Annotated in this window: 22 protein-coding genes; 17 read left to right on the top strand and 5 right to left on the bottom strand. The window is 58.5% G+C overall.

Annotated features, from left to right (window positions below):
* From CUC55_RS07465 to CUC55_RS07425, 9 genes are all read left to right on the top strand, one after another.
* Complete coding sequence (locus tag CUC55_RS07465) at positions 1 to 2457, top strand: conjugal transfer protein TrbE (protein WP_103087432.1); 2457 nt, start codon at positions 1 to 3, stop codon at positions 2455 to 2457.
* Positions 2429 to 3235, top strand: coding sequence for a P-type conjugative transfer protein TrbJ (trbJ, locus tag CUC55_RS07460; protein WP_103087431.1), 807 nt, complete (start codon positions 2429 to 2431; stop codon positions 3233 to 3235). The genes CUC55_RS07465 and trbJ overlap by 29 nt, the downstream gene beginning before the upstream one ends.
* Positions 3229 to 3405, top strand: a complete 177-nt coding sequence (trbK, locus tag CUC55_RS07455) for an entry exclusion protein TrbK (RefSeq protein WP_067650567.1) — start codon at positions 3229 to 3231, stop codon at positions 3403 to 3405. Before trbJ ends, trbK begins: the two co-directional genes overlap by 7 nt.
* A 4-nt stretch (positions 3406 to 3409) precedes the next feature.
* Positions 3410 to 4597 (top strand): P-type conjugative transfer protein TrbL, encoded by a 1188-nt coding sequence (trbL, locus tag CUC55_RS07450; protein ID WP_210200668.1) that lies wholly within the window; start codon positions 3410 to 3412, stop codon positions 4595 to 4597.
* 20 nt (positions 4598 to 4617) lie between these two features.
* The gene (locus CUC55_RS07445) at positions 4618 to 5280 is read left to right on the top strand and encodes a conjugal transfer protein TrbF (protein WP_067650562.1); all 663 of its coding nucleotides are present in this window, start codon (positions 4618 to 4620) and stop codon (positions 5278 to 5280) included.
* Between the two features lie 16 nt (positions 5281 to 5296).
* Positions 5297 to 6112 (top strand): P-type conjugative transfer protein TrbG, encoded by an 816-nt coding sequence (trbG, locus tag CUC55_RS07440; protein WP_103087430.1) that lies wholly within the window; start codon positions 5297 to 5299, stop codon positions 6110 to 6112.
* A 2-nt stretch (positions 6113 to 6114) separates the two neighbouring features.
* The gene (gene trbH, locus CUC55_RS07435) at positions 6115 to 6555 is read left to right on the top strand and encodes a conjugal transfer protein TrbH (protein ID WP_067650556.1); all 441 of its coding nucleotides are present in this window, start codon (positions 6115 to 6117) and stop codon (positions 6553 to 6555) included.
* A gap of 11 nt (positions 6556 to 6566) precedes the next feature.
* The gene (trbI, locus tag CUC55_RS07430) at positions 6567 to 7865 is read left to right on the top strand and encodes an IncP-type conjugal transfer protein TrbI (protein WP_103087429.1); all 1299 of its coding nucleotides are present in this window, start codon (positions 6567 to 6569) and stop codon (positions 7863 to 7865) included.
* 260 nt (positions 7866 to 8125) lie between these two features.
* The gene (locus CUC55_RS07425) at positions 8126 to 8830 is read left to right on the top strand and encodes an autoinducer binding domain-containing protein (RefSeq protein ID WP_067650550.1); all 705 of its coding nucleotides are present in this window, start codon (positions 8126 to 8128) and stop codon (positions 8828 to 8830) included.
* A gap of 2 nt (positions 8831 to 8832) precedes the next feature.
* Here CUC55_RS07425 and CUC55_RS07420 read toward each other — a convergent pair whose 3' ends face one another.
* Complete coding sequence (locus CUC55_RS07420; protein ID WP_067650547.1) at positions 8833 to 9156, bottom strand: transcriptional repressor TraM; 324 nt, start codon at positions 9154 to 9156, stop codon at positions 8833 to 8835.
* 217 nt (positions 9157 to 9373) lie between these two features.
* On the opposite strand from CUC55_RS07420, the gene CUC55_RS07415 reads away from it, so the two are divergent.
* The 3 genes from CUC55_RS07415 (at position 9374) to CUC55_RS07405 (ending at position 10652) form a co-directional block, all read left to right on the top strand.
* Positions 9374 to 9592, top strand: coding sequence for a helix-turn-helix domain-containing protein (locus tag CUC55_RS07415; protein WP_067650544.1), 219 nt, complete (start codon positions 9374 to 9376; stop codon positions 9590 to 9592).
* A 65-nt stretch (positions 9593 to 9657) separates the two neighbouring features.
* Entirely contained in the window at positions 9658 to 10281 is a 624-nt protein-coding gene (locus tag CUC55_RS07410; RefSeq protein WP_067650542.1) for a DUF433 domain-containing protein, read from the top strand.
* Positions 10278 to 10652 (top strand): DUF5615 family PIN-like protein, encoded by a 375-nt coding sequence (locus tag CUC55_RS07405; RefSeq protein WP_103087428.1) that lies wholly within the window; start codon positions 10278 to 10280, stop codon positions 10650 to 10652. The genes CUC55_RS07410 and CUC55_RS07405 overlap by 4 nt, the downstream gene beginning before the upstream one ends.
* A 168-nt stretch (positions 10653 to 10820) precedes the next feature.
* On the opposite strand, the gene CUC55_RS07400 is transcribed toward CUC55_RS07405, so the two are convergent.
* The 4 genes from CUC55_RS07400 to traA all read right to left on the bottom strand — a co-directional run bounded on the left by CUC55_RS07400 (position 10821) and on the right by traA (position 16500).
* The gene (locus CUC55_RS07400) at positions 10821 to 11441 is read right to left on the bottom strand and encodes a TraH family protein (protein ID WP_103087427.1); all 621 of its coding nucleotides are present in this window, start codon (positions 11439 to 11441) and stop codon (positions 10821 to 10823) included.
* Between the two features lie 16 nt (positions 11442 to 11457).
* A complete protein-coding gene (locus CUC55_RS07395) occupies positions 11458 to 12621 on the bottom strand; it encodes a conjugal transfer protein TraB (protein WP_103087426.1) in 1164 nt (387 codons plus the stop codon).
* A complete protein-coding gene (gene traF / locus CUC55_RS07390; protein WP_067650530.1) occupies positions 12611 to 13147 on the bottom strand; it encodes a conjugative transfer signal peptidase TraF in 537 nt (178 codons plus the stop codon). Before traF ends, CUC55_RS07395 begins: the two co-directional genes overlap by 11 nt.
* A 26-nt stretch (positions 13148 to 13173) precedes the next feature.
* A complete protein-coding gene (gene traA / locus CUC55_RS07385; protein ID WP_103087425.1) occupies positions 13174 to 16500 on the bottom strand; it encodes a Ti-type conjugative transfer relaxase TraA in 3327 nt (1108 codons plus the stop codon).
* Positions 16501 to 16752: 252 nt separating this feature from the next.
* On the opposite strand from traA, the gene traC reads away from it, so the two are divergent.
* From traC to CUC55_RS07360, 5 genes are all read left to right on the top strand, one after another.
* A complete protein-coding gene (traC, locus tag CUC55_RS07380; protein WP_103087424.1) occupies positions 16753 to 17052 on the top strand; it encodes a conjugal transfer protein TraC in 300 nt (99 codons plus the stop codon).
* 4 nt (positions 17053 to 17056) lie between these two features.
* The gene (gene traD, locus CUC55_RS07375) at positions 17057 to 17272 is read left to right on the top strand and encodes a type IV conjugative transfer system coupling protein TraD (RefSeq protein ID WP_103087423.1); all 216 of its coding nucleotides are present in this window, start codon (positions 17057 to 17059) and stop codon (positions 17270 to 17272) included.
* A complete protein-coding gene (traG, locus tag CUC55_RS07370; RefSeq protein ID WP_082760286.1) occupies positions 17259 to 19199 on the top strand; it encodes a Ti-type conjugative transfer system protein TraG in 1941 nt (646 codons plus the stop codon). Before traD ends, traG begins: the two co-directional genes overlap by 14 nt.
* 25 nt (positions 19200 to 19224) lie before the next feature.
* Positions 19225 to 19716 carry a thermonuclease family protein gene (locus tag CUC55_RS22705; protein ID WP_157940934.1) on the top strand — a complete coding sequence of 164 codons (492 nt, stop codon included), beginning with the start codon at positions 19225 to 19227 and terminating at the stop codon, positions 19714 to 19716.
* A gap of 280 nt (positions 19717 to 19996) precedes the next feature.
* A complete protein-coding gene (locus tag CUC55_RS07360) occupies positions 19997 to 20245 on the top strand; it encodes a WGR domain-containing protein (protein ID WP_103087421.1) in 249 nt (82 codons plus the stop codon).
* The last annotated feature ends 86 nt before the right edge of the window (positions 20246 to 20331 follow it).

Below are 20331 nucleotides of genomic sequence, written 5' to 3'. Positions count from 1 at the left end.
ATGGTAGCTCTCAAGCACTTCCGGGTAACCGGGCCCTCCTTTGCCGATCTCGTTCCATATGCAGGACTCGTCGACAATGGTGTCCTGCTCCTGAAGGATGGGAGCCTGATGGCCGGATGGTACTTCGCAGGACCAGATTCCGAAAGCGCAACCGACCTCGAGCGCAATGAGCTCTCGAGGCAGATCAATGCCGTCCTGTCACGGCTTGGAAGCGGCTGGATTATCCAGGTCGAGGCCATCCGCATCCCAACGGTCGACTATCCGTCGGAAGACCGTTGCCATTTCCCCGACCCGGTGACGCGCGCGATCGATGCCGAGCGGCGGGCGCATTTCGAGCGCGAACAGGGACACTTCGAGAGCAAGCATGCGCTGGTCCTGACCTACCGGCCGCTCGAGTCCAAGAGGACATCTCTCAGCAAATATATCTATTCCGATGAAGAGAGCCGGAAAAGGTCTTACGCGGACACGGCGCTCTTCGTGTTCAAGAGCGCAGTACGAGAGATAGAGCAATATTTTTCCAACACCCTTTCGATCCGGCGAATGGAAACCCGCGAAACAATCGAGAGGGGAGGGGAGAGGATTGCTCGCTATGACGAGCTCCTTCAGTTCGCAAGGTTCTGCATCACTGGCGAAAGCCATCCGGTCCGGCTTCCCGACGTCCCNATGTACCTCGACTGGATCGCGACCGCCGAGCTTGAGCACGGGCTGACGCCAAAAGTTGAGAACCGTTTCCTCGGCATCGTTGCGATCGACGGTTTGCCGGCCGAAAGCTGGCCGGGTATCCTGAACAGCCTTGATCTTATGCCGCTGACCTATCGGTGGTCGTCACGTTTCATATTTCTCGACGCAGAGGATGCTCGGCAAAAGCTCGAACGCACCCGCAAGAAATGGCAACAGAAGGTCCGACCGTTCTTCGACCAGATCTTCCAGACACAAAGCCGCTCGGTCGATCAGGACGCGATGACAATGGTCGCTGAAACAGAGGACGCGATCGCACAGGCTTCATCGAAGCTTGTTGCATACGGCTACTATACGCCCGTCGTCGTTTTGTTCGACAGCGATCGCGAAGCACTGCAGGAGAAGGCCGAAGCGATCCGACGACTGATCCAGGCAGAAGGTTTCGGGGCAAGGATTGAAACGCTCAACGCTACTGACGCCTATCTCGNCAGCCTGCCGGGTAACTGGTACTGCAACATCCGTGAGCCGCTGATTAACACCAACAATCTCGCCGACTTGATCCCGCTTAACTCGGTGTGGTCCGGAAGCCCGATCTCCCCAAGTCCGTTTTACCCGCCGAATTCCCCGCCCCTGATGCAGGTTGCGAGCGGTTCGACGGCGTTCCGTCTGAACCTGCATGTCGATGATGTCGGCCACACGCTGATCTTCGGTCCGACCGGGTCAGGCAAGTCGACACTTCTTGCCTTGATCGCCGCGCAGTTTCGCCGCTACGAAAATGCGCAGATTTTCGCATTTGATAAAGGTAGCTCGCTGCTTCCCCTGACACTCGCTGCCGGCGGCGATCATTACGAGATTGGCGGTGACATTGCGGAAGAGGGGAGGGGCCTGGCTTTCTGCCCATTGTCCGAACTCAAGACCGATGCCGACCGCGCCTGGGCGTCGGAGTGGATCGAGATGTTAGTCGGTCTGCAGGGCATTACGATCACCCCGGAGCATCGCAACGCCATCTCTCGGCAGGTCGGCCTCATGGCGAAAGCATCTGGCCGCTCACTCTCGGATTTCGTCAGCGGCGTTCAGTCGCGCGAAATCAAGGACGCGTTGCACCACTATACCGTCGATGGCCCCATGGGTCAGCTTCTCGATGCGGAGGAGGACGGTCTCACGCTCGGAACCTTCCAGACCTTCGAGATCGAGCAGTTGATTAATATGGGAGAGCGTAATCTCGTGCCCGTGCTGACCTACCTGTTCCGGCGGATCGAGAAGCGTCTGGATGGTTCGCCGAGCCTGATCGTACTCGACGAAGCCTGGCTCATGCTCGGTCACCCGGTCTTCCGCGACAAAATCCGGGAATGGCTTAAGGTCTTGCGCAAGGCGAATTGCGCTATCGTCCTTGCGACCCAGTCGATCTCGGACGCCGAACGGTCTGGTATCATCGACGTCTTGAAAGAATCCTGCCCGACCAAGATTTGCCTTCCAAACGGCGCCGCCCGCGAGCCCGGGACGCGCGAATTCTACGAGCGCATCGGTTTCAATGAGCGGCAGATCGAGATCGTCGCAACGGCGATACCAAAGCGCGAGTACTACGTCGCCACGCCGGAAGGCCGGCGGCTCTTCAACATGTCGCTTGGGCCGGTCGCCCTGAGCTTTGTCGGCGCAGCGGGCAAAGAGGATCTTAAACGAGTCCGCATCCTTAAATCCGAGCACGGTCGTGAATGGCCGATCCGCTGGCTTGAAACGAGAGGAGTTCACGATGCCGCATCGCTACTCAAGTACGAATAGAAGGGTTGCTTGCTTGGCGGCGGCGCTTGCCATTACGGTTGTCAATCAAGGTTCGGTGCAAGCCGGTTCAGCCACCGGCGCCGCAACGGAATGGACGCAGCTCGCCAACAACGCGCAACTCGTAGACCTTATGAAAAGCTCCGGCATCCAGGTCGACAATCAGCTGACCCAGATCAGCCAGTTTGCGGAGCAGATCCAGAACNAGCTGAAAATTTACGAAAATATGCTGCAAAACACTGCGCAGCTTCCCAGTTATGTCTGGGGAAAGGTCGAAAGTGATCTCAACCAGCTACGCAGCATCGTCGAACAGGGTCAGAGCATCTCATTTTCTATGGGCAATGCCGACGATGTTCTTCATCAGCGCTTTCAGAGTTACGCTGACCTGAAGACAAATTTGCCTGATAACGCAACCTTCTCCTCGACCTACCAGTCCTGGTCGGACACCAACCGCGATACCATCGCCAGCTCGCTGAAGGCAGCGAGCCTGACGGCCGACCAATTCGATAGCGAGGAAGATACCATGTCCTCGCTGCGTTCGATGTCCGAGTCGGCTGACGGACAGATGAAGGCCTTGCAGGTGGGACATGAGATCGCCGCTCAGCAAGTCGCGCAAATGCAGAAACTTCGCGGTCTCGTCTCTCAACAGCTGACAATGATGGGAACCTGGCTGCAAACCGAACAGACCGACACGGATCTGGCACAGGCCAGGCGCGAGAAATTCTTCAGTGCGACGGCGCCCTCCATCTCAGGCGGCGAGAGGATGATGGTGGAATGGTGAGAACGAATGCACTCCTCATCGCAATCGCAACGATGCTTGCCGCGACAAGCGCCGGCATTTGGTTTTTGATCTCCGAACAGCAGGAAGCTCAGGAACGCAGGGCGAAGTTCTTCGGCTCATCGAACGACCACCCCACATCCGGTGGCGAAAAGATGAAAGTCGAATGGTGACAGGATGACCGCTACGACGATACTTCATCAGCTACGCGCCGCCATGCTCTTTGCCGCCTTGACGGCGGTCGCGGCCCAACCGGCCCTTGCGCAGGAAGGGTCAGTCTTGACCTCGCTCCAGAGCCAGATCACGACTGCAGCGAAGGGGTGGGAAACTACCGTCATGGATGCTGCGAGATCTCTGTTCTGGATCCTCGCAACGATCGAGATCGGCATTGCCGCCGTCTGGCTGGCAATCCAGTCCGCCTCGTTGGATAGCTGGTTTGCCGAACTTGTGCGGCGGATCATGTTCGTTGGATTCTTTGCCTTCGTGCTCGCACAGGGACCGACGTTCGCCAAGGCGGTCGTGGATAGCCTCTTCCAAATCGGCGCAGGGGGAGGGACGGCCTCACCAGCTGACGTATTCAACGCCGGTCTCACGGTGGCAACGAAAATGTCGGAGAAGGTACAGTTCGGTCTTTTCGAGGACAATGCGCTGGCAATCTCAGCCGCGTTCGCGATGGTCGTGACGGTCATCTCGTTTTCGCTTGTCGCCGCGATTTTCGTGTCGGTCATGGTCGAGATGTATATCGGCCTGCTTGCCGGCATGATTATGCTTGGCCTTGGTGGATCATCCTTCACCAAGGATTTTGCGGTCCGGTACCTGGTCTACGCTTTCTCCGTCGGAATGAAGCTCATGGCACTTGTCATGATCTCCCGCATCGGCTCCGAAGTGCTTATCGGCCTCGCCAATAAGCCGGATATCGGCGACCAGTTTCAGACCGCTCTCGCCATCGCTGGAATCGCCGTCGTCGTTTTCATTATCGCCATGTACGTCCCGAACATTATGCAGGGCGTTGTGCAAGGCGCGTCGGTGTCCGGAGGAATGGAAGCGGTCCGCCACGGCGGCCAGGCCGCGTCTTTCTCTGCGGGCGCTGGATTCCTCGCTGCTGGCGCGGCGGGCGCGGGTTTNGCGGCGGCACAAGCGGCTCGAGCTGGTGGCTCATCGGTCGCTGCTGCTGCTATGCGTGGCATGGGCGCGAGTTTCACCTCCGGTGCACAGGCTGCGGGATCAGCGGCAAAGGAGAAAGCAGTCGGTTCGCCGGGGGCCTACGCAGGGTCTATTCTCGGGTTGGCCAACGCGAAGCTCGATGAACAGCGTGGCGGTCACAGCAGACCCAAACCTCTCCCCGAACGCAACGACAAACCGTAATCGAAACAGGGGAAGAAGAAATGGCCGCAAATCGCGCCCCGGAAAACCCGTATCTTGCCGCTCGCCAGGAATGGACGGAACGCTATGGCTCCTATGTGAAGGCGGCTGCCGCATGGCGCATCGTCGGAGTCCTTGGGCTGGCCATGGCGGTGATCGGCTTTGGCTATTCGATGTATCTGAGTACGCGAGTCCGACTGGTGCCGTACATCGTCGAGGTGGACAAGCTCGGGACCGCCGTCACAGCAGGCTTTCCGCAGCAGATTGAGTATGCCGATGTGCGCGTGGTGCGTGCCACGCTCGGCAACTTCGTCACGAGCTTTCGCTCGATCACCCCGGACGCAGTGGTGCAGAAACAATATATCGACCGCACCTACGCGCTCCTCCGCACCTCCGACCCGTCGACCGAGAAGGTCAACACCTGGTTCCGAGGCAATTCTCCATTTGAGAAGGCAAAAGCTGCGACGGTTGCAATCGAGGTCAACAACATCGTTGCTCTCTCCAACCAGACCTATCAGATCGACTGGACCGAATATGAACGGGACCGCAAAGGGAAAGAAACCGGCACGCGACGGTTTCGTGGGATCGCGACTGTAACGATCACCGCGCCCCAGGATGAGGCGACGATCCGCCTCAATCCAATCGGCCTTTACGTCCGGGATTTCGATTGGACCGCACAGCTTTAAGGGCAGGGGATTTTAAATGCACAAAACACGACTTTTCTTGGCAGCCGCGGGCTGCATGGCCGGACTTGTCCTTGCGTGGGGCTCACATGCGCAGAGCATGACGAGCAACGAACTGAAAGCAACGAATCTCTCCAGGAAATGGCGCGGCACACCGGGGCTGGTCACGACAGGTCCGGACGGCAAGGTCATCTTTCTGTTCGGCGAGACCCAGCCGTCCGTTATCTGCTCTCCACTGCAGGTTTGCGACATCGAACTTCAGGGTGGCGAGATCGTTCGCGACGTACTTGTCGGCGACACGGTGCGGTGGAAGGTCGAGCCGGCAACGTCAGGGGCGACAGGCGGACAGGCGATCCATCTCATCGTCAAACCGTCGGAACCAGGCCTTCTCACCTCGATGGTCGTCACGACCTCCCGTCGCACCTATCATATTCAGCTCAAATCCCATCCAAGCCAGTACATGGCGCGGGTCGGCTTCGAGTATCCGGAAGATGTTTCCACCAAACTCGCCGACATGAATTCTCGTCTCGAAACTGGCGGTATTCCGGGCACTGCGCCGGAGAAACTTAACTTCTCCTACTCGGTGAGCGGTGGAGCATCATGNAAACCGAAGCGGGTCTATTCGGACGGGGTGAAGACCTACATCCAGTTTCCGAAGTCGATCTCTGGTCAGGATGCACCGGTGCTCTTCATCGTCTCCGGCGGTCAAAATCGCACCGTCAATTACCGGATGAAGAACGACATGATGACTGTAGACTATGCGATCGACAAGGCCATCCTCGTGTCTGGTGTCGGTTGGCGGCAACAGAAGATCACCATCNGGCGGGGAGGCTGACCATGCGCAAGCTTCTCGCATATCTCATCGTGGTCGCGTCGCTCTCCGGTTGCCAGACGGCGGACGGCGCACTGACCACAAGTTCGACGCCTGTGGCCGTCACGGGACCCGCCGCGAGCGCAATCGCCGGCGACATGGCGAGCCGCTTGGCTGAACAGATCGGCCCGGCTGGGTCTACGACGACGTTTAAAATGAAGAGGGATGCGTCCGAGTTCGCAGTTGCCTTCGAAGCAGCCCTGAAAGGGTGGGGTTACAGGTTCGTCACGGACGGCAAGGTCGGGAAAGACGCCAAGTCGGTTGAACTCGCTTATGCGATCGAGGGCTTCGACGGACAGATTCTGGCGCGGGTCTCTACCTCGTCAATCGCTCTGAGCCGTGCTTATACCCCGTCTGCCGCCGGAGCGGCGCCAGCCAGTCCGCTTTCGATCATGCAGCGCAACTGACGGAGTTCAAGATGGCCCAATCTCTCCAACTCGGCACGTCAAGCCAAGCAGACGAACAGAATGGCATGCGGCGGCTCAATCGCTTGCCGATCATCATAGCGATCATTGTCACCGTCGTTTTTATTGGGGTTGTTGTGATTGGTCTGTCGCTGCGAGGACTTTCCTTCAATCGTGGCAATATCAATGACGCTTCGAACAGCCCGGCCACGAGTTTCGGGGATCAACTCAAGCGAGGGATTTCTGATGGCATTATCGGGGAGCCGGAGAGACAGGAGACGTTCCAACCGACACCTATCGTGGTGGAAAAGTCTGAGAAGCAGGACCCGGTCATCGAGCGCCAGTCGGTTGAGCGACAAGACCGCCGACAGAGGCTCGAATCGGAAGAAGAGTGGAAGGCTCGCCTGAAGCGAGAGCAGGATGAACAATATATGCGCGAGGCACAGCGCCAACGCATGGCCCGCCTTCAGGCTCGTGCTACGGCGCTCGACTCGCCGCTGAAGGTTGACGTCTCGGATTTNGAGTCTGCCGCGGATACCAAAAATGACGCCGGGCGCCAGCCAGCCGCCATAACGGCGAACGGCACGTCCGATCTATATGCTGCGGCCCTGCAATCCGGCTTGATGGGACAGAACGTCGACCAGAATGGCCAAGGATCGAAGGAGGATTTCTTCAATCAGGACATCAAGGATCTTGGGTACCTGCCAAATCAGGTCGTGCCGCAGATATCACCTTATGAATTGAAGCGCGGCTCGGTGATTCCTGCCACATTGATCACCGGACTCAATTCTGACTTGCCAGGCCGCATTACCGCTCAGGTCAGCCAGAATGTCTATGACAGCGCTACCGGCCACCGGCTTCTCATCCCCCAGGGCGCAAAGCTCTTCGGCCGCTACGACTCCAAGGTATCGTTTGGCCAGGAGCGCGTTCTTGTGGTTTGGACGGACCTCATTTTCCCGAATGGATCTACCCTGCAGATCGGCGGCATGGCCGGCACGGATGCCGAAGGATATGGCGGCTTCCGGGACAAGGTCGACCGCCATCTGTGGAGGACTTTCGGCTCAGCGGCGCTGGTAGCATTGATCGGAACCGGGATCGATATGTCGATGCCTCAGAGTTCGACGCTGGCGACGCAGGACACAGCCTCCGACGCGGCAAGGCGAAATTTTGCCGAGAGCTTCGGTCGCGTTGCGGAAGAGACTATCTCGAAAANCCTGAACGTTCAGCCGACGATCCACGTCCGTCCGGGCTACAAGTTCAACGTCCTCGTCGACCAGGACATCGTCTTTCCGTCGAATAACGCCCTAAGATAATTTAATCTTTGGATGCTTCAATCATGGGCTTAAATATATGAGAATTTCATGCGCAGTATGTGTCACTTCCCTTACACATGACTCTAGAAACACTCGCAAAAGCTGAGTATTATAGGATCGCAACTTGATGGGCCATCTCGTCGTAGACTCAGATCCGTCACTGCATTTGCGAATGGCCTATGGTCGAGCAGTTTATATTTTATAACTTTCGGTGCCGCCTGGTTCGGGCCATCTCGCATTCACCGGATAGGAGAAAGTCAGTGGACGGTCACATTCGCTCACTCATCGACATGACTGAAGCCGCGCATGATGAGCGCATGATCAAAGGTGCCCTGAAGATATTTGCGCACGCATGTGGCTTTGAGCGCTTCGCATATCTTCATACCGAGGGGTTGGATCTGCGCACATTCAATTCTTATCCAGAAGATTGGCAGGGCGTTTATCTCAAAAGCCGATATTCCCGCATTGATCCCGTGGTTACGGAAGGCAAGCGTCGTATGGAATTGTTCTCCTGGACGGCTGACAATTGGGCGGATCGAGGGAGTTCCGAACTCAGGAGTTTTCGCGACCAAGCGGTCGATCACGGCATCAGGAGCGGAGTGACGATACCCGTTGAAGGGAGTTTCGGATCGACGATGATGCTAACATTTGCATCTTCGGCCCTGACCGCCGACGTTTCAAAGTTGCAGGATTCGCACATGGCGTTTCGAGCGGTTCTTGCGATCCATTACCGTTTGAAGATCATTGCTGCGACGACGATCATTTCACCAAAAAGAGTGCTGTCATCACGAGAGGCTATGTGTCTCATGTGGGCAACTAAAGGCAAAAGCGCGCCGGAAACCGCAATGTTGACAGGGATCAAATCGAGGACCGTGCAACATTATTTGGATAAGGCGCGAGAGAAGCTCGAAGCGGCGACTGTTCCCCACCTCGTCGCCATCGCCAAGGACCACGGCCTGCTCTAGCGTCAATCGTCAACATCTGTGGCAACGTCAGGGATGTAGCCGAGTGCATCGATGATTTCCGAAAGTTCTACTTGCTGGGCTTCGGACTTATGCTGGCGCACGAAGTATTCTCGCTGCAAGGACTCGACTACAGCGCTCGACACCGCAAGATCAGAGGACGCGCGGGTCCATTCTTCATAAACAGCTTCGTCGGCAACAATAAGTCGGCGGTGCTCTTTGATCGCAGCGATCGCCAGAGCCTCCATTTCCGACTTTTGCATAACGCTGAACTGTGATTCCCTGTTTTCTGCTTCGTCGTTACCATCGGCTGAGCCCGCATTATTCATTCCGCCGCCCCTAACGTCATTTTCGCACCGTCTGTCACAGAGGGTTCGCTCATATAAACGCCAACCCTTACATCCACAATCACTGGGTTCGAGGAATAGACTGGGTTCTTTGATCGAAACCCAACCAGTTGCAACCCGAGCTGACAGCGCCTATCGAACAAGCGTTTACATACTTTAGTTGATAAACTCAAAGTGTGTAAACAGCGATCTTCTGCGCATGGATATGCGCAAATTGGTCGGCTCTAACTTTGCACGCCTGCGTCGGGAGAAAGGCCTGACACAGGAGGAGGTAGAGGCACGTTCTGGTTTCAGTCAGCAATATCTGAGCAGTCTAGAGCGAGGTCGACGCAACCCAACCGTAATTACGCTTTTCGAACTCGCTCAAGCCTTGGATGTCAGCCACGTCGAGTTAATTCGTCCCGGGAACGAGAGATAGTAAGCGATACGACGGCCTTGAGATTTCGCGAAGCGTCGTATATATTCTTCTCAAGGAGAATAATTATGGTTGCAGCACTTCGTGAATATACACCTACCGAGGCGGCAGCCGTAAGCGAGATCGGCATTAAATCGGTACATAACGCAATCGACAAACGGATCATTGGAAGTCTGTCTTCCAATTCGCGCAGCCGTTCGATCACTGACGACGATCTGTTGCGCCTGAAGCTCTGGTTCGGCGTGGGTTCAATCCTTTCCGCCGAACGCAGGAAGCGCCTTTTTGCCGCCATCGACGAAAATCCTGAAGCCGACACCGTCAGAGCGGACGACTATCTGATCGTCGACGTTGCGAGAGCGAGGGAGCATTTAGCCGCGCGTGGCGAAGCGCTCAGGGAAGCGGACAAGATCATACACAGCGTGAAAGGCGTGGTTGGCGGCGAGCCGGTCTTCAAAGGCACGCGCGTTCCAGTCCGAACAATCGCTGCGATGAAATTGCAAGGCGCCGCTACGGACGAGATCGTCGAGGGCTATCCAGCTCTTACGACGCGTATGGTAGAGCTCGCCGAAATCTGGCTAGCGGCTCACCCCGCCCGTGGGCGGCCACGAAAGTTGTCGGAACAGGGGCTGAAAGTGAAGTCGGTGAAGCGTCTGCCTCTTGAAGCCGAAAAGCCCTCGGGCAAGACTTCGTGAAGTTTCTCGTCGATGAATGCCTGCACACATCGCTCGTGGCGGTGGCTCAAGAGCACGGCCACGATTGTTTNCACGTGAATTGGCTGGGGCTGAGTGGCGAGACCGACTGGGATCTGATGCCTCGGATCGTTGCGGAAGATTTTACCTTCGTGACGAACAACGCCCGTGACTTCAGGAAACTCCATGCGCGAGAGGATGTGCACGCTGGCCTGGTGATCATCGTGCCGCAGGTCCTGCCAGTGCAGCAGAGGGAATTGTTCGCGCTCGTTTTGCAGGAACTCGCCGGTTCTCCGGACTTGGTGAACGAGGTGATCGAAATTGCCATCGACGAGGGCGAGGCTCTGCTGACGCGCTATTCACTACCCGAGTGAAGAACAATCCCCGCTAATTTGGACAGATCGATCCGAATCCCAGTGTGCCGACGCTGTATATCTAGCTCACACTAATGTCATGCGTTGGAAGCACACTAATTTGATGCTTTCGGACCAAAGCTGCGAACTAGGTCGATCAACAACCCTCACGGGAAGAGCACCTCAACGCTACGGCTGACTACCGATGCGAGATAGGTCCACCCGCATCTCCGCAGTGCCGACTTTCTTTTCGTCCATGGTTTTNGCCTCAGTCTGCAGGGGAGCCCCGGCATTGTCCGTATCCGCCTCCAATGTATCGGCTTGCGGTTCCTTTTGGTTGGCTATTGCCCCACCCGGATCCTCCGCCTGAAACACCCTCACGCCCTCGAACTCACCAGTCTTCCATGCGTATATCGCATCCTCGAAANTCTGCGAGAAGACGTCTTTGTTCGTGGGGTTACCATACCATTTCGCGACGATCCTGAGGACCTTGGCGAACAACGCCGTGCCTCTGCGAAGGTTCTGGCAGGGGTCGACTAGATCGGGCTTCAAATCGGTAGCTTCCTTGACCCCAACGCCTGCGGGAAACTGCGTCAGGCCAACGCGGACGACAGCTTGGCCAGCATACCGCCGCACGATCGCAATCACCTCCTCGGCCGATGCGGCTTTAGGAACGAGGATCAACCGGCCGCCAGATTTCACGGTGACGGCGAGGGGATCACTGGAGCCGGCGTCGGCTACGAACTGCTCCACGATCGCGAGCTTGAGGGAAGGGTCTGCGCATTCTTTTATCAGGTCGGCGTCGAGCATGGGGCCTCCTTGGCGCTCAGGTGTTGAAGGCAATAACAAGCGGCTTTGCGAAGAGCTTTGCCGAGGCTCTGGCAGCTGCGCGCTGGATCGCGACAATTGATGTCCCTCCGGTCCACCAGCCGTTTCCCACGGCAACGACAAAATCAGGGTCGTGCAGCATGGAATGGAGGATCGGCCAAACGATCAGTTGCTCGTAGCAGATCAGCGGCGCTGCCCGATTGGCACCGATCGGGACTACGGGGTTCGCAAAGAAATCCGCCCGTGCTCCACCGCTCTGCTCGAACAAGGATCGCCATGGTTGCCACATCGCGCCAGGAACCGGCATACGTTCCCGATAAACGATGCGGCCACCGCGGCTGTCGATCGCGACCAGGACATTGTCATACCCGGTGGCGTCAAGCAGCGCGGCACCAGCAATGACCGTCGCCGCGCTCGCAAGGAGTGCGCCTCCCCAAAGCCGCTCGACAGTCGGTGTCCAGAAGCCAAGCGTACTTTCGGGGAGCACCACGTAGCTTGCGCCATCGCTGGCCGCATTCTGAAACGTTGCTCTCAAGTCACGTTGGCGTTGAAGACCTGCGTCCCGACCAAGTGAAGCGCCCATTTGCAGATCGACGCCGCGCCATCCCTCAGGTAGGGTCGGTTCGGTCCAGATCGCGGCGGACCAAAGCCACAAGCCTGTCAAGGCAGTGGCAACAGCTGGCCAAGTGCGGGTTACGAGGCCCGCAAGGCCAGCTGTCATGAACGCAAGTCCCCACCATCCCCATCCCGGAAACACAACACCTGCGGCTGTGACGGGATGCGCCCAGCCCGTGATGCCGAATGGTGGGATGGCCATGAGGCCCGCTGCCACAAGATAGCGAAACGGACGGACTCCGCTGTTCCTTGTCCAAAGCACAGTATGCACGGCAACGAAGCCCAACGACGCGCACAGCCAGAGCAACAAGCCGGGCCAGATATCGGACGAATAGAAAGCGGCGACGCCCTGTGGCAAACCTCGCGAGNCGGCCAGGAAATATCCGGCGGAGACAAATGCCACCACCAATCTCGTTCGCGCGATTGACCAAAGAACGGGAAATCCCAGCGCGACCGGCAAAAGCAACGCGTGACCGCTCCAGCCAACCACGCCGATCGCGACGGAAGCGAACACGAGTGTCATCGCCCGAAGGTACTCACGGCGCATAGGTGAGAACCTCCTGCGCTAGACCGAGAACGCCGGAGGCGGGCACCGGACCGAAGTATCGGCCGTCGTAAGAACCTGGAAACGAGGAGTAAAGAAAGACATGTCCTGGCGGTACGGTGCCACTCGGGAAGGGCGTCAACGACCGACCTTTTCCATCGCGCAGTGCGATATCTGAGGAGGAGGTCCTCCGTCCATCCACGCTCACGCTGTCGCCGATTTCGACATGCTGTCCTGCAACGGCGATCACTGTCTTGATCAACGGTGAGAAACCGCCTGGGCAGGAACCAGAGTGGAAATAACGTCGTGCCCTCGCTGCCCGCATCGCCACCGTTTCCGGTGGGCAGATGAACAAGAGGTCGTCGATTGCTGCCGGTCGATGAAGCGGGATGATACGCCACAGGCCGAGTGGCGCGCTCGGGGTCAGATTGATGCGGTAACCGCCGGAGACGGCGGTTACCACCAGCAGGATGGCGGCTACGGCTACTATCGCCAGACCCACTATGGCTCGTCGCTGCTGAGCGGTCATGGACCGGAGCGTTTCATTTCCCGCCCTCATTTCAGCGAGAGCCACTGGCTCTTGGTCTGCCGCAGCGTCTCGGCCTGTTTGAGCGCTTCGGTCGTTCGTTCGTGGGCGCCAAGTTGCTGGACTGTCCGCATGGAATTCCAGGCCGACTGGACCTCGGCCTTCTGGCCGACCGTCATGCCTGCTGTGACGGTCTCGAACGTCTTGCCATCAGTGTCTTTCGCGGCCAAGGGCAGGAAGGTCCGTTCCTCGAACCGTTCGGATACCGCCTTGGCAAAACCTTCGAGTTCGGCCTTCACCATTTNGTCGGCGAGTGCATATTCGAGGCCTGCGGGCAAATCGTTGCGATCGATCGCGTCGCGGACCCGTTCAAGCGTTTGCCTGGCAGATGGAGAGAGCGCCGGGATGTCGACGGAAACCTTCAGCCGGACCGCGCGCTCCTCGGTCTCATGTTTGACTTCGGCCTCGGCCCGCTCACGAAGGTAACGTTGAAGATTTCGGGCGAGTGCTGGCACATTGGCGATGGCCTTTTCCCTGTCCTGCTTGTCGCCACGGCTCGCGAAAAGACCGGTCTTTCCCTTGAGGGTGCCAAAACTCTCTGGCTCGTGCGCGATTTTTGCCAGGGTGGCCTGTGCGACCGAATGGTCCTTCAACATGGTGTCCACATCGATGGCCTTGAAGGCTGCTTGCGGGTTCGCATAAACAAGATGGAAGCGGGTCGAGACGTCGTCCCATTGCGTCTTGAGACCTGGGTCAGTGGCGAGCTTGTCTTCGACAGCCTGATCGAGTGATTTCGGGAAGATGGTGATGCCTGATACCATGGGCCTGGCCTCCTTGATTGTATCAGTGATGGCGTGTTTGTTACGGCCGTGAGCCAGTCCCAGCGCTGCACCGATGGCGGCAAGACGGGTGCCGAGGTCGGCGAGTTTGTGTTTCTGCCGGACGGCCCATTGAAGACGATCATGTGCGATCGTGCGGGCGACGTTCATGAGGTGCATGCCGCGGGCCTCGGCAAATCGCAAGGCGTGGCCGTAGAACGATGCCTTCTCGTAATCGAGGGTCGTCTCCTTGGCGTTTTGGCGCGACAGGATCGCGATGAGGCCGCCCGCCTTGGCAAAAGAGCGACTGCCATAGTAGACCGCGAGATCCTCACGGTGGCGGGTCATGGCCACATAGGTGAGATGACGGTCCAACGAGAGGGATGCCAGCACTTTCACCCGGTCGACGGTGGCGCCCTGGGCTTTGTGGATCGTCGTCGCATAGCCATGATCGAGAGTGTTGTAGAAGCGCTGCTCGACCGTGACCTGGCGACGATGCTCGCCGTCTCCAACCTCGGCGACGATACGGCCAGGTGCTGCCTCAAGCACTTTTGCGAGCATGCCGTTCTTGACGCCAAGGCTGCCTTCGTTCTTGAGGAACACGATCTGGTCGCCGGTGGCGAACATGCGAGATCCGTCCTCTGTCCTGAACACAAAACCGTCTTCGAGAACACCGCGCTCGACAAGTCTGGCGCGGGCCATGTCGTTGAGCTTTCGCACATCACGACGAAGGTGTGCGAGGATCAGGCTGGTCCTGGAAGGATCGTAATCGCGATCCCAATCGGCGATCAGGCGCTCGACCGCCTCGTCCTTCAGCCTCAAACCGATCATTCGACCTTGGGCGGTGTAGGCATCGACCGCCTGGCCGACGTTGCCGCGCGCCAGGTCGAGCGAGGCGTCGCGCATCCATTGCTGGCGCTGACGATAGATCGTCTCGAGTTCGGCATAGCCAATGCGATCGGCGATCGCACGGAAGGCAGCACCCGCTTCGATCGGTTGGAGCTGTTGCGGATCGCCGACAAGGACGAGCTTTGCGCCAGCCTTGGTGATAGCTTCAACGACGAGCGCCATCTGCCGTGACGAGACCATGCCGGCCTCGTCGAGGACGAAGACGCATCTGTCATCGAGCTGGTTGCGACCCTGGTTCCAGCGCAGCTCCCACGACGACAGCGTGCGGGAAGCGATACCCGCTTCCTTCTCCAAACCTTCGGCGGCCTTGCCAGCCAAGGCACNGCCGACCACACGATAGCCGGCCGCTTCCCAGGCTTCGCGCGCCGCCTTCATCATCGTCGTCTTGCCAGCGCCAGCGCGACCGATAACAGCGGCAATCCGCGCGGGCGCAGCGACATGGCTGATTGCCGTTCGCTGCTCATCCGACAGACGGGAATGGCGTGCAAAGGTCGCCTGCAGCACGGCCTCACGGACGCCATGGGCGGGGCTGCCGGAAAGCCAGGTTGCGCGATGGGCCATTCCGGCTTCAAGCCGGATCATCTCGCGCGTGGTGTACTTTGCTGGAGAACGAATGCCTGTCGTAAAGTTGATCCGCTCGCGTTCCAGCCGGAGCGCTTCAGGGCTTTGCAGAACGCGGACCATCAGACTTTGGAACAGAGCGACATCGTCGATATAGCGATACAACACCTTCGCGACATCGCGCTCGTCGAAGACACTTTTTNCCCGCGTGATCAGGTCGAGCACGATCTCCGGACGGCGCTGGATACGACGGGCATTCTCACTACGACGCTGCTCCTGGATCTCGATGCGTTCGAGCTTGATAGCTGGCCTTTGCTGCTTCCGATCGGTCTCTTCAGCCTTGCGCTCGATGGCTTTGGTGCCGACGCCGAGGTGGATGGTTGGCTCGAGCTCGATCCCNTGCTTTTCGAAGGAACGGCCATCGATGCGCAGATCGAGACCGGCGAGCGCCAGATGTCTGTTCTGGCAGGCAAACCAGCCGTCGCGAAACGCATTGAAGTCGTCCGTGTTACCGGCCCATAGCTGATAGACGATCTTGCCGGCATCATTGCGGATTGGCGTGCCATCCGGACCCAGCACCGCGACCTTCTTTGAACCGAAACCATCTTCGGTGAGCGGGCGCAATGTGGTCATGAGATGGACGTGGGGATTGCCGGGGGCGTCGTGATAGACCCAGTCGGCGACCATGCCCTGCGCGGTGATGTGGTTTGCCACAAAGTCGCGCATGAGCGCGATGTTCTGCTCGGCCGTCAGCTCGATCGGCAAGGCTATGGTGACGTCCTTGGCGAGTTGTGCGTCGGATCGTTTTTCGAAGTCCTCCACCTTGTTCCAGAAGGCCTCGGATGCGCCGGCGACCGAGCGATCGGCAATCATGCTGCGCACCCATTCCGGCGCGTCATCAGGGATCACGAACGCCTCATGCAGGAGCCCCTGCTTGCGGGTGTAGTCGAGCGTCCGGGCTTCCCGCTCAAACTCCATCCTGGCGCAATGCCTGTAGGCCGCCGACAGCACGGCGCTGCGGCCGGAGCCACGGGCGACGATGCTGACGGAGAGGTGAGGGACGGCCACGGCGGAGTTCTCCCTGGTTGCGAACGACATCAAAGCGTTCGTCGGGAGCGGCGGGCTCACCAGGCTCTCTCAGCAACACGTCGCGCCAGCGACGTATAATTGCGCCCTTGGAAGCCGCTCCTTCGAACGGCCGGGATCATTCACCAACGCATCGCCCTTGGCGATTGTAGGATTAACAGTAGTGCGTCCCGCACTCCATTGCGAAAAACTGGGTTCGAAAGACAAGCTTTCTCACCCAGGAGACGATCGGACATGAAGAAGCCATCCTCGAAANTCCGCGATGAAATCGCAAAGCTGCAGGAACAGCTCAAACTTGCCGAGACGAGAGAAGCCGAGCGGATCGGAAGGGTCGCGCTCAAGGCGGGTCTTGGCGAGATCGAAATCGACGAGGGAGAACTTCAGGCAGCGCTTGAGCAACTGGCGAAACGATTTCGCGCAGGCCATAGGGCAGACAAGGGCGGCACGAGCGGAGGGAAGAAGAGCACCGGCGACGGCAGCGGAGAAGCGGCGGACGCATCTGGCGCGGGCCCGGGCAGCGGTGGTGAGGCTTGAGCGTATGGCGAGAACGATGACATCCGACGCCCGCAAGAAGGACACGCGCGAAANGATCGAGCTCGGCGGCCTGATCGTCAAAGCCGGGCTGCGTTATGAGAAGCGCGCGCTGTTGCTGGGCGCGCTTCTCGATGCTGCTCGCAGAATGAAAGGCGACGAGGAGGAGCGCTCCAGGCTTACGGCAATCGGTGTGGAGGCCTTCGGCGATGACCATCAGTAGGGTTGCGCTCGTGGTCGCACCAGGGACGTTGATGATCCTGACTGTCATCGGAATGACGGGGATCGAGCAATGGCTTTCCGGTCTGGGTAAGAGCGAGGCCGTGCGACAGGCTTGGGGGCGGGCGGGGATCGCATTGCCCTATGTGGCAAGTGCGGTAACCGGAGTTCTGTTCCTGTTCGCGCGCGCCGGCTCGATCAATATAAAGCAGGCAGGTTGGGGCGTCCTTGCCGGATGCGGTGGGACGATTCTGATTGCGGCCACGCGCGAGACGGTGCGCCTTGCTGCCTTTACGAAGACGCTTGACGCCGACACGTCTGTCTTTGCCTATCTTGATCCGGCAACAGCGATCGGAGCGGGCATAGCACTGATGTGCGCCTGCTTGGCAATCCGCGTTATACTGACGGGCAACGCCGCTTTCGCACGGCCCGAGCCGAAACGCATCCATGGCAAGCGCGCGCTCCATGGGGAAGCGGATTGGATGAAACTGACGGAAGCCGCGAAGTTGTTTGCCCAAAAGGGTGGCATCGTCATCGGCGAGCACTATCGGGTAGACAAGGACAGTGTCGGAGTTCGGGCGTTTCGAGCCGACAGCGCTGAGACCTGGGGCGCCGGTGGCAAGTCGCCGTTGCTGTGCTTCGATGGCACGTTCGGCTCGTCGCACGGGATCGTATTTGCCGGCTCCGGTGGTTTCAAAACGACGTCTGTGACAATCCCGACGGCGCTCAAATGGGGCAGCACACTGATTGTGCTTGACCCATCTAACGAGGTCGCTCCGATGGTCTCAGCGCATCGCGGAGGAGCGGGGAGGGACGTGTTCGTCCTCGATCCCAGGAAGCCGGACGTCGGATTCAACGTCTTGGACTGGGTCGGCCAGTTTGGAGGTACGAAGGAAGAGGATATTGCTTCGGTCGCATCATGGATCATGAGCGACAGCGGCGGCGTCCGCGGGGTGCGTGACGACTTTTTCCGCGCATCGGCACTGCAACTGCTGACAGCGCTGATTGCCGATGTTTGCCTGTCCGGTCATACGGACGAAAAGAACCAGACGCTTCGACAGGTGCGCATGAACCTCTCTGAGCCGGAGCCGACGTTGCGCAAGCGGCTTCAAGATGTCTACGACAATTCGGACTCCGATTTCGTGAAGGAAAATGTCGCAGCCTTTGTCAACATGACGCCGGAAACCTTCTCGGGTGTCTATGCAAATGCGGTCAAGGAAACACACTGGCTTTCCTATCCGAACTATGCCGGCCTCGTTTCGGGAAAGAAGTTCTCGACCAGCGATATCGCGGCAGGAAACACCGACGTCTTCATAAATATTGACCTCAAGACCTTGGAGACCCATTCCGGTCTCGCCCGGGTCATTATCGGCTCGTTTCTCAATGCCATCTACAATCGCGACGGTCAGATGGAAGGGCGTGCGCTGTTTCTCCTCGACGAGGTGGCCCGCCTTGGTTACATGCGGATCATCGAAACCGCGCGCGACGCCGGACGCAAATACGGCATCACCCTGACGATGATCTACCAATCCATTGGCCAGATGCGCGAAACCTATGGCGGTCGCGACGCGGCGAGCAAGTGGTTCGAGAGTGCCAGTTGGATTTCGTTTGCCGCTATCAACGATCCCGAGACCGCCGACTACATCTCCCGACGCTGCGGTATGACCACGGTGGAGATTGACCAGGTCACCCGCAGTTCCCAGGCAAAGGGATCATCGCGAACACGCTCGAAGCAGCTCGCTGCCAGGCCACTCATCCAACCCCATGAAGTGCTGCGCATGCGTGCCGACGAACAGATCGTCTTCACCGCAGGAAATCCGCCGCTCCGATGCGGACGAGCTATCTGGTTCCGGCGAGATGACATGAGGGCTTGCGTCGACGGGAACCGTTTCCATTCCAACGCATCTGTGCCACCAACGAAAACAAAATGAAGTGGAGAATGACGTGACACAACGGATGGGGTGGCGGGCAGGCGAGAAAGATACCGGCGTGGCGCTGTGGGTCACAATCATCGCCGGTGCGGTATTCACAGGGCTGGGCGTCGTTTTTGGGATTCCCGCTTCGACCGCGATGGCTTCTCCGCTGTCGCCTGACACACAGTCGGCCGAGTTTTCCATCTGCGGGAACAGTCGCCGCGTAAACTGCGTCGTCGACGGCGATACGTTCTGGTTTCATGCCAAGAAANTCCGGATCGCCGATATCGACGCGCCTGAACTCAGCCCGCCCCGATGCGAGGTCGAGCGCGCAAAAGGGGAAGCGGCAAAGCAGCGTCTGCTTGCGCTTCTCAACAATGGAAAGTTTTCAATTACCGCCACTGGCAGGGACCAGGACCGCTTCGGTCGCGATCTGAGGATTATCACCAGGCATGGCCGCTCCATTGGTACCGTGCTCGTGGAGGAAANCCTCGCACGCCGGTGGGACGGTGGCAGACGACCGTGGTGCAACTGATTTGAATGGCTCTATCGTGCTCACTCGCGGTTTGGTCTCGCTGCATCCCGGCCGGCTCTACCGATTCGTGCCTTATGCGGCGTCTAACAGCGAGAGGATCGTGACCGAATGGCCGAAACCGCGTAGCCTGGTTCGTGAAGCAAAGCGAGTAGAGCCATCGGGCGAAGCCGTCTCGCCCGACTATTCGGCGGGCTGTTTCATCACAATAATGAATCGAATGGTGTGGACCGATTCATAACTCTCGTTGGACGAGAATGGCAGGATCGGCGAATCTGTCCGTATGATCTACCAGCCCTACCATATCTATACGNAACGAACGGACCCGACGAAGAACATGGCCCGGTTCTATGCCTTGGAAATCTCCCGAAGCTTGTTCGGAGAGCCATGCCTCATCCGGCGCTGGGGCCGCATTGGAGCGTCCGGGCAGAGCATTGTGCATCATTTCGAAAACGAGCACGATGCTGTGGTGCTCTTTCTCGACCTTGCCCGGCACAAAAAATCGCGCGGCTATGTGCCGAGATCGGCGTAAGACGCCAGAGATGATAGACACGCGACATCGCGGGTATGATTTCGAACAGTTGGCGCACCCCGATCAGAGCTATAATTCGAGGCCAA

The sequence above is a fragment of the Agrobacterium bohemicum genome (genome assembly GCF_002896715.1).
GTDB lineage: Bacteria > Pseudomonadota > Alphaproteobacteria > Rhizobiales > Rhizobiaceae > Agrobacterium > Agrobacterium bohemicum.
The sequence above is the reverse complement of the archived record's forward strand: the minus strand, read 5'-3'. Positions and strand labels throughout refer to the sequence as shown.